This is a genomic window from uncultured Rothia sp. (genome assembly GCF_937976295.1).
Lineage (GTDB): Bacteria > Actinomycetota > Actinomycetes > Actinomycetales > Micrococcaceae > Rothia.
In genome coordinates, this window is sequence record NZ_CALJRY010000086.1 from 1 (window position 1) to 11,120 (window position 11,120).

An 11,120-nucleotide genomic window follows, 5' to 3' on the forward strand; every position below is an offset into this window, starting at 1 on the left:
TCTTCCGATCTCTGGGCTGGGAGGTGCCGAAGGGGGTGGCCCGGGAGCTGGACGCCATCCTTAGCGCCTACGAGGCGGTGTGCGATGCGGGTGATGCACCGGACGCCAAATACTACGAGCTGTACGATGACCACAGGCAGTGGGTGCACCTGCTGCCAGGGCAGCGCCCCGCCGGGTTCTTCCTGCGCAAGTTCCCCACCTGGCATGTGGTCATCCAAGACCGCGACACCCCGGGCAATCTGGGCCTCCTGGTGCACCTGGAGGGCGGTGGGGATGAAAAAGAGGTGGTGCAGGTGCTGTGCCAGCAGGGGCTGCAGCCGCTGCTGGATCCCAAGAAGTGGATCTACGTCTGGCCGGACGTGCTGGCCAGCGAGCGGGAAGTGGAAGCGTGGTGGACGGTGGCCAGGTTGAAGAACGTGGCGCTGGTGGCGGCCTGCGCCAAGAACGTGGAGCAGCTGATGCGTGACACCATGCCCAGGGCGGTCAGCATCTGCTTCGGGCAGGATTACAGCTGGGAATGCACGTTTGTGTGGACGCCGCCGGATTGGCCCGCCAGCGTGGGTGCCGGCTTTTGCTTGGCCATGGCCCCCAGGGCCGTGGATAACGACTTCCTGATAATCGAGGAAAACTTCATGAAGGGTAGTGAACATGCTGCAGATTGACGTATTCGCCATCGACAAATTCATTAACCTGTGCAGGGCAAACAGCGTGGCCTACTGCGTGTTCCCTCGGGGCGTCCCCGAGCTGAAGCAGGACTGCGGCAACGCCATGAGCACCGGGAAGCCGTGGGTGGCGCTGGTAACGAGCGCGAGGCTGCGGGAGGTGCAGCTGGAGCTGCACACGTTTAAGTACCCCTTCGTCATTCTGGGCTACTCTCCCAGTGTGGTCATCCTGGGGTCCATTTCCGCCAGCAGCATCTTCCCCATGACCGTCGCGGAGGCGGACGATGGGGCTTTCGTGAAATTCAACCAACGGTGGCAAAGTATGCAGGAGAGCCTCGAGATGCAGTACGTGGAGTACTGGCTTGAGAAGAGCAAAACAGTTACCGAAGCCTGCCGCAACATGCGGTACAGCCGCAGCACCTTGTATCGCAAGATCGAACTCTGGTGGTGCACGGAGGGCGAGGGGGCGGCGGCTTGGCTGGCAAAACGGATGAAATGACATGGCAAAGAGCATTGAAAAAGGCAAGGAAAGCGAACGGGAAATCTGCCGCCTGTTCAACGGCATCGTGTGGGACGTGAGGGGCGGGGATACCTCTCAGAACTGGTTCCTGCGCAACGTGCACCAGGCCGCCCACGGCGGCGCGGACATCCTCAACCCCTGCGGCTGGAGCATTGAGGTTAAGAACCACAAGAATGCGAGCGTGGGGGCGTGGTGGCTGCAGTGTGTGGAGCAGGCCACGCGGACGGGGGAGCGGCCGGTGCTGGTGTGGAAGCACACGTTTAAGACCCCGTGGATGGCCCGCCTGTACGTGTTCCCCGCTCGCACCGCCGCAGCGGCGGCCGTGGGGCCGGGCACGCTGGCGGTGGCGGACATGACGCTGGATGCCTTCTGCCGCATCCTTCGGTTTGACGTGGAACAGATGTATGAAAAACAGAAAGCGGGCCTCGACCTTGGACCCTACGTGGTACAGAACAAGGTGTATGCACGGACGGCAGCGCCCGTCCAAGCTGGTGCGGGCCGTGGCGCTGCTGGCGTTGATGCTGATCTTGTGGTGGGTGACTGGAAATGAATGATTTCACCTTCGCGGACTTGTTCTGCGGCGGCGGGCTGGCCACCATGGGGCTAATGGATGCCGGCGGCCGCCCCGTGTGGGCGGTGGAAGCGGACCGTGTGATTGCCAACGTGTATGATGCGGTGCAGGGGCCAAGCATTACGGTGCTGGACGACAGACTGCACGCGGGGTGGCTGCCGCCGGAAGGGACGCCGGAGGTGGATGTGCTGTGGGCCAGCCCGCCCTGCACGGAGTTCAGCGTCGGGAACAGCAAGCTCACGGCGCTCAGTGACGTCGCAGACCTCTATGAAGCGGCCGCCATCATTGCATCCCGCCTGCGCCCCCGTGTGGTCATCATTGAAAACGTCTGGCAGGTGGGCCGTTACCCCGTGGCGCAGCGGGCCATGAATGTGCTCAAGGACACTTACCCGCACGTGGCCACGTTCCGCCTCTGCGCCACACACTTTGGCACCTACGCGCAGCGCGACCGCATGTTCCTGGTGGCCCACGAGAAGAGCGATTTGCCGATGGCCACACAGCTACCCAAGCATGCGCCGGAGGTGCCGGGGCGGGGGTGGGCCGGGGCGGTGCGCGACCCCTCCTGGCTGCACGGCAAGCGTCTGGGGGATTTCCGCAAGAAGAACATCCAGGAAATCCTGGCCGCGCTGCGCAGGGACGTGGAAAGCGGCAAGGTGGTGGATGGGCAGGTGATGGCGCTGGAGTACTTTGGCACCACCCGCCGGCTCAAATCCGATAAGGAAAACCTGGCGGCGCTGCACTGCAAGAGCGGCATCAGCTGGGTGCGCGTCAACGCCAAAGACGTGGAGGCCAGCCCCACGGGGGTGATACAGCCGGCACAGGCGGCGTGGTTGATGGGCTGCCCGAATTGGTTTGAAGTGTTCATGACGGACATCGGTGTAACCAAGACGCTACAGCACCGCATCATCGGCAACGGCGTTAACTGCCGCGTTGCCCGCCACCTTGGCATCGCCGCTCGTAACACGCTGGCCCACACCCGCTAAACCGCCGGCTCCTGGCGTATACTTTGTTGAAAACGGAGGTACGCCAACATGCAGCTATCTTGGGGTGCAAGGGTTTCAGCGGAGTTCTGCCATGAGGTGCTGGAAGTGTCGCGCCGGCTGCACGTGCAGCCGAATTACCTCATGGCAGTCATGGCCTTTGAAACAGCGGAAACCTTCCGCGCAGACATTCGCAACGCTGCGGGCAGCGGTGCGGTAGGCCTCATCCAATTCATGCCGGGCACCGCCAGGCTTCTTGGCACCAGCGTGTCCGCGCTCATGGAGATGACGCCGGTGCAGCAGCTGAAGTACGTAGAAGCGTACTTCGCGCCCTACGCGGGGCGGCTGCGCACGCTGATGGACGTCTACATGGCGGTGCTGTACCCCGCTGCCATTGGCAAGGGCGGGGAGTTCGTTCTGTTCAAGGCCCCGTACATTGCGTACCGCCAAAATGCGGGGCTGGACTGGGACAAGGATGACCACATCACTGTAGCGGAGGCAACGGAGGGGCCGTCACGAAAGCTGGTCAAGGGGCTCGCTCCGGGCAACGTTCGCACCTTTATATAATCTGGCGCATGCTAGACCAAGATCCGTGGAAAATCTGGTGGGTCAAGAGCAGCGTCATGGTGGTCTTTGCCATCCTGGGCGGCTTTCTTGGCCACGTCATGCGCGTGCTGGATAGCCGGCACCGCGTGTTATGGTCGCGTGCGCTGTTTGAAGCTCTCGCTGCGGGGTTTGTGGGCGTGCTGGTGCTACTGCTGTGCAACGCGATGAACCTGAGCGACCAGTGGACGGGCGTGGTGGTGGGTGTAAGCGGGTGGCTGGGGGCCAATGCCAGCATAGGGATGTTAAGCGGTATAGTGCTGCGTAGGCTAGGAGTGGCGCAGAACTACGGGGATGAGGGAATAGCGTATGGTCCGACTCGTTACGTGGGTGCTAACCAGAAAGCGGCTGCTGATGGAGTACCTGCTCCTGGCGATGTTCTTGATGGCGGGGGGCCTGTGCGTGGGAATGTGGGCAGCGAAGCGGGGCCTGATCGCTGACCTGGAAGGCACGCGCCTGTACCTGCACACCGTGAGCGAGAAGCTGGAAATGGCGCACCAAGAGATAGCGGTGCAGCACCAGCAGCTGGAGCAAATGAAGAAGACGGGTGCCGCCAACAGTGTGGCCATCCACAACATGGTAACTCAGTGGGAACGTGTCAACCGTGAAAACGACGCCATGCGCTCAAGGCTCCAAGACCTGGAACGCAAAGACCCGTCCGTGGCTAATTGGCTGGATGTGCCTATTCCCGATGCTCTTGGGGGCCTGCTCAACAGCGCCAACGCTGCCACCCAAGGAGCGGGTCGTGGTGCGGGTGGTAAAGCTGAAACCGGACGGGCTGCTGCAGCCGTGCCCGGAGGTGCAGCAGGGCAAGATAACCACAAATAGGGAGCTACTGGCGGCGTACCTGGCGGAGCGGGAGGCGCTTGGCCTGTGCCGTGCGCGAGTACATTCGCTTATACTGTGGTATCAAGAAGTGGAAAACGGTCATGGGAAAGCAGACGGCTTTTGATATCAGCGAAATGAAGCAGGGGTACCTGACCCCTGACGAACGGCTGCTGAGGGATGAGTTCGTTAAGGAGTACCTCAAGGACTTCGATCCCTACAAGGCTGCCCTCCGCATGGGGTTCCAGAGAGTGTTTGCGGAGGACCAGGGGCAGGAGCTGATTAACGATCCCTACGTCCAGGCGCAGCTGCCCAAGGTACGCCCTGAGCCCAAGGATCAGTTCGAGTCCGACCGGCAGCTGGTCATGGACACGCTGCGGAGGGCGGCGCAGAATGGGCCCTTCAACACTCAGGTTCAAGCCGCTACAATGCTCAGTAGGATTTTGGGCATCGACAAGTTCAATGACAGCACAACGGCAAGCCAAGAGCTCGCGCAAGCGTTCCGAGACTTCAGCGAGAACCTCGCAAGAGATAGCAAGTATTGACCAGGAAGCGCATGAGCTGCTGAGGCGGAGTTTGAAGGGCAAGAACAGCATCCCGTGGACGGTGAAGCAGGTGCTGGAAGGAAACGACACGCCAGGGCAGCGCAAGCGCATGAAGAAGATTGAGCGTGCCGTACCTGCACGTGTGGTTAACAACCTGCACGATGACTGAACATGGCAAGCGGCAACCCCATGCTAGACCGGCAGATGGGCCGGTGGTACCCGCTGAAGGAGCACCCGGTGCAGCTGGCGCTCATGAAGGCGGTGCAGAATGGCGTGAGGTTCCCGCTGGTGCCTGCAGGCCGCCGCAGCGGCAAAACGGAACGCGCCAAGCGCTTCCTAGCTCAAGAGGCCATGGCCAACGGTGGCGGCATGTACTTTGCCGCCGCCCCCACCTACGCGCAGGCGAAGCGCATTTGGTGGGACGACATGAAGGCGCTTACTCTCAGCGTCCTGCACCCGAAACAGCCCAGCGAAGGTGAGCTGAAGATTTACCTGCCCAACGGCAGCGTGATACAGATCCTGGGCCTGGACACGCCGCAGCGGATTGAGGGTGTGAACTGGACCGGCGGAGTGATTGACGAGATTGCGGACGTGAAGAGCGCCAGCATGGAAGCGAACATCATGCCGGCGCTGAACACGGTGGACCCGCGACGGCCACACTACCGGGCGTGGTGCTGGTTCACGGGTGTGCCGGAAGGCCTCAACCATTACTACGACATGTGCGAGTACGCACAGACGAGTAATGATCCAGACTGGAAGGTTTTCCACTGGAAGAGCGCCGAGATTCTGCCCCCGGACGTCATTGAGGCGGCCAAGCGCACCATGAGTGCGAAGCAGTACCGCCAGGAGTACGAAGCGAGCTTTGAGACGGCCAGCGGCAGGATTTACGAGGACTACGGCCCGCAGAACCATTGCAACGAGACCATCAAGGAATGGGAAGAACTGCACTGGATGCATGACCAGAACTTCACGCCGCTGAGTAGCGCTGTGGCGGTGCTGCGCATGGGGGTACCGTTTTTGCTGGATGAGGTGGTGCTGGAGAACGCGGTGAGCCGGCAGAGTGCCCTGGAGTTCGTTGAGAAGTTCCGTGACCACAAGAACAAGATGGTCTACATCTACGGCGACCCGGCGGGGCGGGCCGGGGAGAAGCACGGGCATAAATCGGATTACACCGAAATCGAGACCGTGCTGCGGGAAGCGGGCTGGAAGTTCGAACGCAGGGTACGGCCCAAGCATCCGGCCATCAAGGACCGGCAGAACGCGGTACGGGCCAAGGTGCTGAGCGCGGATGGGCGGCGCTCGCTGTTCGTTAACCCGCAGACGGCCACATGGTGCCACAAGGCCCTGGCCACGGTGCAATTCAAAGAGGGCTCCACGTTCCAGGAAGACGATACGAACAAGTATCAGCACATCAGCACGGCAATCGGGTATTTTGTGGACTGGCATTGGCCCATGGGTCGCATTCAAACGCGCAGCGGCGCAGCAACGGGGTTCTACTAATCATGGCTGGAGTTCAGAACGTTCACCCTCTGTACACCCTCAACATGGAGGACTGGGAGCTGCTGCGGGACAGCTACCGCGGACAGCGCGCCATCAAGAACGCCGGTTCAAAGTACCTGCCCCCCACCAAGGGCATGAGAATCGACGGCCTGGGGCCGGGGCAATGCGGGGCGGATGCCTACAATGCGTACCTCCTGCGTGCGGTCTACCACGAGTTCGTCAAGGAAGCCGTGGAGACGTTCATTGGCATGATGTGGAAGAAGCCGCCCACGATTAACCTGCCCAAGGGCATGGAAGGGATGCGGGAACATGCCACGCCGAACGGGGAGGGGCTCATGATGCTGCTGCGGCGCATCAACGAGGAGCAGCTCGTGAGCGGCCGTGTGGGGTTGCTGCTGGACCTGCCCAGTGTGGTTAACGGCCAGCCGGTGCCGTACCTGGCGATGTACACGGCGGAGAGCATCCGGAACTGGGACGACAGGGAGTTCAACGAAGGGGAACAGACCCTGAACCTCGTGGTCCTGGACGAGAGCGGCATGGTGCGACAGGACGATTTCAGCTGGAAGCGGGCACAGAAGTTCCGCGTGCTGCAGCTGGGGGACCTGCTGCGCAACGAAACGGAGGGCACTTACCGCCAGGGTGTGTTCACGGAAGACACGTCCCTGGAGTACACCCCGGACGCCATGATTACGCCGGCCGTGCGCGGGGTGCCGCTGAAGCAGATCCCCTTTGTGTTTATCAACTCCAAGGATAACTCTGCGACCCCCGACCGGCCGCCGCTGCTGGGGCTGGCCAACCTTGCGCTCACCGTCTACCGCAGCGAGGCGGATTACCGCCAGAACCTGTTCATGCAGGGCCAGGACACGCTGGTGATTGTGGGTGAGGTGCACCGCAACGTAGGGGAAGGGGAAGAGCCGCTGCGCACGGGTGCAGGTAGCGTGCTGCAGGTGGAGCAGGGCGGGGAAGCGCGGTACATCGGCGTCAATAGCCAGGGGCTGCCGGAGCAGCGCCAGGCGCTGGAAGCGGATCTGGTGCGTGCGCAGAGCATGAGCGGCCGGCTGCAGAGTGGCACCGTGAACTATGAAAGCGGCTTGGCGCTGCAGGTGCGCATCGCGGGGCAGACCGTGACGCTGAATCAGATTGCCACAAGCGCGGCGCAGGGGCTGGAAAAGCTGCTGCGGATTGCTGCGGAGTGGCTGGGGTATGACCCCAAAGAGGTGGAAGTCAAGCCGAACCTGGAGTTCGCAGACTACGAGCTGTCCGGTAAGGACTTGGTGGAGTACATGAACGCCAAGGCCATGGGTGCCCCCATCAGCATGCTCAGCATTCACAACATGATGGCCCAGCGCGGCATGACGGACATGACCTACGAACAGGAGCTGGACCAGATTACCAAGGAAGGGGCCGACGGCGAGGTTATCCCGCTTACCCAAGGCACGCGCCTGGATACGAAACTGAAAGACGCCAGCCCGAGCGACGCCTGATTAGGAGGGCCACGCGGTGAAGACCAAGAGCGCGAACCAGAAGCTCTACGATGAAATGATAGCGAAGCAGGCCCAGCTGCACCGTGTGGCTATCAATGAGGCCGGTCGCTACGTCGCCGAGTTCAAGGTTAAGGACCAGGAGTTCACCTACACCATCCACGACATGTGGCGCGAGGGCCAGTCGGTTGACCACAGGGCCAAGAAGTCCATCTTCGCTAAGCTGAACGCCATACGGCAGGCCGTGTGGCGCAAAATTGTGAAATGGTTCCGCAAGTTCATGGGCCACCTGGCGAAGGCGGAGCGGCTGGACTTTCGCAACATGGTGCTCACCAACGCGCCCAAGGAAGTGAAGGTATTCCTAACGGGTGCCACCAGCGTGGACGCTATCCTGCGGATGCCGGTGGTGGGGTACAACGTGGAGAAATGGCTGCTGCAGCTGGCCGAAAGTGACGCCATCCGCCTGCGCGCCGCCACCTTTTCTGCTTCGTCTGCGCGGCAGCTGCAGGAAACCACAGTAGGCACCAAGATCCTCAACTACAGCAACGGCACCAACGCGGTGGCCTACCGCAACATCCGCACCGTGGTCACGACGGCCACAGAGGGCGTGGCGTCAAATGTGCAGTACGCTATCACCTCCGAGAACCCGGGCGTGTTCACTAAGGAAGTCTACACAGCGGTGCTGGATACGCGCACGAGCGCGCTGTGCCGCACCTTGCACGGACGGGTGTACGCGGTGGGGGAAGGGCCAGTGCCGCCGATGCACCCGAACTGCCGCAGCAAGCGGGTGCCGCTGTTTGAAGGCCAGGGGGTGCCGCCTGTGGAAACGTTCCAGGAATGGTTCGAGCGCCAGGATGAGGACACACAGCGCAAGGTTCTGGGCAAGAATAGATACGAACTGTGGCGGGCCGGCAAGTTGACGTTGGACAAGTTTGTTGATAGTGATGGCGAACAGTACACTTTGAAAGAGCTGTACGCGAAATACCCCGAAGCGTTTGAGGATTGACGAATGAAACTGAAAGCCCGGCTGGACAGCCTGGAAGGTATCAACGAGAAGTTCCACGAGCTGTACCACGAGGTGAACGGCCAGTACGTGCTGGAAGCCATTGAGGGGCTGCGCCAGCAGGAAGACGTGGACCGGCTGCAGGAAGCGCTGCGCAAAGAGCGCAACGACCATAAGAAGCTGCGCGAGCAGTACCGGCCGCTGGGCGACCGCAGCGTGGATGAGGTGGTCCAGGACCTGGAGCGCATCGACGAGTACCGCCTGGCTGCCGAAGGCAAGGTGGACGACAAGAAGCTCAACGACCTTGTGGAAAGCCGCATCAAGAGCCGCGTGGCCCCGCTGGAGCGGGAGAAGCAGAGCCTGACCGCCAAGCTGCACGAACTGGAAGGTGTGGTTACTCAATATCAGGCCGAGAAGCTGTGCCGGCGTATTACGGACGAGGTGCAGGCGGCCATCCGCAAGTCGCCGGGCTTCACACAGACGGCCCTGGAGGACGCGCTGATGCTGGCCGAGCGTGTTTTCCAGGTGGACGAAACCGACAAGGTTGTTACCAAGGAAGGCTGTGGGGTGACCCCCGGCGTGGACCCTGCCGTGTGGCTTACCGACATGCAACCCAAGCGGCCCCACTGGTGGGGTACCACCACGGGTGGCGGGGCAACGGGTGGCCGCGCTACCAGTGTGGCTAACAACCCGTGGTCCAAGGAAAGCTGGAACCTGACCGAGCAGGGTCGCATCTATCGCGAAAACCCCACACGGGCACAGCAGCTGGCCAAAGCGGCAGGGAAGGACATCCTGTAAGGCTTGCCCATAGCGGAAACTCCTGGTGTATACTAAGCGCAAGGTCCATCACATGGGTGACTTGGGCGCTTTGGCAAACCCCCATTACACCAGGAGTCACCCATGGCAAAGGGCGTGGTACGGCTTTCGGACGTGATCGTTCCGGAAATCTTCAACCCCTACGTTCAGCTGCGGACCACCGAGCTGAGCAACCTCGTTCAAGCTGGCGTCATTACTCTGGATGCGCGGCTGAATTCCAACCTCGCCGGTGAAGGCCTCACCTTCAACGTGCCGTTCTTCAAAGACCTGGATCAGGACGAGGAAAACATTTCCAACGATGATCCGGCAGTCAAGAGCACCCCGAACAAGATCGGTACCGGCCAAGAAGTTCAAATCCGCCTCAGCCGGAACAACAGCTGGTCGAGCATGGACCTGACCGCCGACCTGCTGGCCCATGACCCGATGACCAACATCGGCAATCGCCTCGCCACCTACTGGTCGCTGCGCCTGCAGCGTGCCTTCCTGGCGGTGGCACAGGGCGTGTTCGCACACAGCGAGACCACCCCGGCCGGCGGCAGCACCCACACGGCCAAAGACCTGACCCACGACATCAAGGGCACCACCTTCGTGGAAGGCACCACCACCTTCGGCGGCAAGGCGTTCATTGACACGCTGCTGACGATGGGCGACCACATGGGCGATCTGTCGATCATTTGCGTGCACAGTCTGGTCTACGGCCAGATGCGCAAGAACAACATGATTGACTTTATCCCGGTCAGCATCAACGGTGCCGCCCAAAGCGTGCCCACGTTCCAGGGCCTGCAGGTGGTGGTTAACGACAACATCCCCGTCAAGTCGGACGGCACGGTGGAGAGCTGGCTGTTTGCCCGTGGCGCGTTCGCCCTGGGCACCGGCTCTGCCAAGACCCCGACCGAAACGTGGCGTGACCCGGCGGCCGGTAATGGCAGCGGCCAAGAGGTGCTGTTCAACCGCGTGGAGTGGGCGCTGCACCCCGTTGGCTATGCCTACATCGGCACCGCCGCTGCGGGTGGTCCGAACAATGCCACTCTGGCCGCCGCTGCCAGCTGGAAACGTGTGTTCCCCGAGCGCAAGATGATCAAGATGGCTCGCCTGATTACCCGCGAATTCAAGTAATCAGCAGGGCGGCAGCTATGGCACCGCCCCACTAACTGTGGTTATCCACAGGTGGGGCGGTGTTTTCGTATTTAAGGGGACAACATGTCTGAGTTCAGCGAAATCATTGAGCGGTACCAAAACAGCCGTGAAGTGAACTACGGCAAGAGCAAGAACACTGCGGAGGTGGACCCTGCGCAGCTGCAGCGGGCGGTGGAAAATGCGCTGCAGGGCAACATTGACAGTAAGATTGCCACGGGGGTGAAGACGGAGCTGGGCAAGCCGTGGGAGCAGGACGCGGATGCTGCCGGTCACCAGGTTAAACGGCTGGGGGCACCGACACAGGATGACCACGCGGCAACGCGCAAGTATGCAGATGACAAATCTGCGGACGCGCTGTCGCAAGCAAAGACGCACGCACAGGACAAGAGCGATGCCGCGCTGCGCCAGGCCAAGGAATACACCGACCAGCGTATCAGTGGCCTGCCGCAGGGCGGCGGTGGACTGAAGGGCTCATAA

The 11,120-nt window shown here is 61.6% G+C and carries 14 protein-coding genes and 1 pseudogene; all 15 read left to right on the top strand.

Features of this window, described 5'->3' with window-relative positions; all coding sequences use genetic code 11:
- Positions 1-662: hypothetical protein (locus tag Q0216_RS02225; RefSeq protein ID WP_298592571.1), on the top strand; the 662-nt coding region annotated here is incomplete at its 5' end.
- Positions 649-1,161, top strand: coding sequence for a hypothetical protein (locus tag Q0216_RS02230; RefSeq protein ID WP_298592573.1), 513 nt, complete (start codon positions 649-651; stop codon positions 1,159-1,161). The genes Q0216_RS02225 and Q0216_RS02230, both read left to right, overlap by 14 nt.
- A gap of 1 nt (position 1,162) precedes the next feature.
- Positions 1,163-1,732 carry a hypothetical protein gene (locus tag Q0216_RS02235; protein ID WP_298592575.1) on the top strand — a complete coding sequence of 190 codons (570 nt, stop codon included), beginning with the start codon at positions 1,163-1,165 and terminating at the stop codon, positions 1,730-1,732.
- Positions 1,729-2,736, top strand: coding sequence for a DNA cytosine methyltransferase (locus Q0216_RS02240; RefSeq protein WP_298592577.1), 1,008 nt, complete (start codon positions 1,729-1,731; stop codon positions 2,734-2,736). Before Q0216_RS02235 ends, Q0216_RS02240 begins: the two co-directional genes overlap by 4 nt.
- A gap of 48 nt (positions 2,737-2,784) precedes the next feature.
- Positions 2,785-3,300 carry a transglycosylase SLT domain-containing protein gene (locus tag Q0216_RS02245; RefSeq protein ID WP_298592579.1) on the top strand — a complete coding sequence of 172 codons (516 nt, stop codon included), beginning with the start codon at positions 2,785-2,787 and terminating at the stop codon, positions 3,298-3,300.
- A 56-nt stretch (positions 3,301-3,356) separates the two neighbouring features.
- Positions 3,357-3,563: pseudogene (locus Q0216_RS10615) on the top strand (phage holin family protein); the annotation flags it as partial.
- A gap of 82 nt (positions 3,564-3,645) precedes the next feature.
- Positions 3,646-4,164 (top strand): hypothetical protein, encoded by a 519-nt coding sequence (locus Q0216_RS02250; protein ID WP_298592580.1) that lies wholly within the window; start codon positions 3,646-3,648, stop codon positions 4,162-4,164.
- Between the two features lie 101 nt (positions 4,165-4,265).
- Entirely contained in the window at positions 4,266-4,706 is a 441-nt protein-coding gene (locus Q0216_RS02255; RefSeq protein WP_298592582.1) for a terminase small subunit, read from the top strand.
- 31 nt (positions 4,707-4,737) lie between these two features.
- Positions 4,738-4,875, top strand: coding sequence for a hypothetical protein (locus Q0216_RS02260; RefSeq protein WP_294626563.1), 138 nt, complete (start codon positions 4,738-4,740; stop codon positions 4,873-4,875).
- Between the two features lie 2 nt (positions 4,876-4,877).
- A complete protein-coding gene (locus Q0216_RS02265; protein WP_298592584.1) occupies positions 4,878-6,206 on the top strand; it encodes a terminase large subunit domain-containing protein in 1,329 nt (442 codons plus the stop codon).
- Between the two features lie 2 nt (positions 6,207-6,208).
- Positions 6,209-7,690 (top strand): DUF4055 domain-containing protein, encoded by a 1,482-nt coding sequence (locus tag Q0216_RS02270; RefSeq protein WP_298592586.1) that lies wholly within the window; start codon positions 6,209-6,211, stop codon positions 7,688-7,690.
- A 16-nt stretch (positions 7,691-7,706) separates the two neighbouring features.
- Positions 7,707-8,693, top strand: coding sequence for a phage minor head protein (locus tag Q0216_RS02275; RefSeq protein WP_298592587.1), 987 nt, complete (start codon positions 7,707-7,709; stop codon positions 8,691-8,693).
- A 3-nt stretch (positions 8,694-8,696) separates the two neighbouring features.
- Positions 8,697-9,488 carry a hypothetical protein gene (locus Q0216_RS02280; protein ID WP_298592588.1) on the top strand — a complete coding sequence of 264 codons (792 nt, stop codon included), beginning with the start codon at positions 8,697-8,699 and terminating at the stop codon, positions 9,486-9,488.
- Between the two features lie 102 nt (positions 9,489-9,590).
- Complete coding sequence (locus Q0216_RS02285; protein ID WP_298592590.1) at positions 9,591-10,622, top strand: hypothetical protein; 1,032 nt, start codon at positions 9,591-9,593, stop codon at positions 10,620-10,622.
- An 84-nt stretch (positions 10,623-10,706) separates the two neighbouring features.
- Positions 10,707-11,120, top strand: a complete 414-nt coding sequence (locus Q0216_RS02290) for a hypothetical protein (protein WP_298592592.1) — start codon at positions 10,707-10,709, stop codon at positions 11,118-11,120.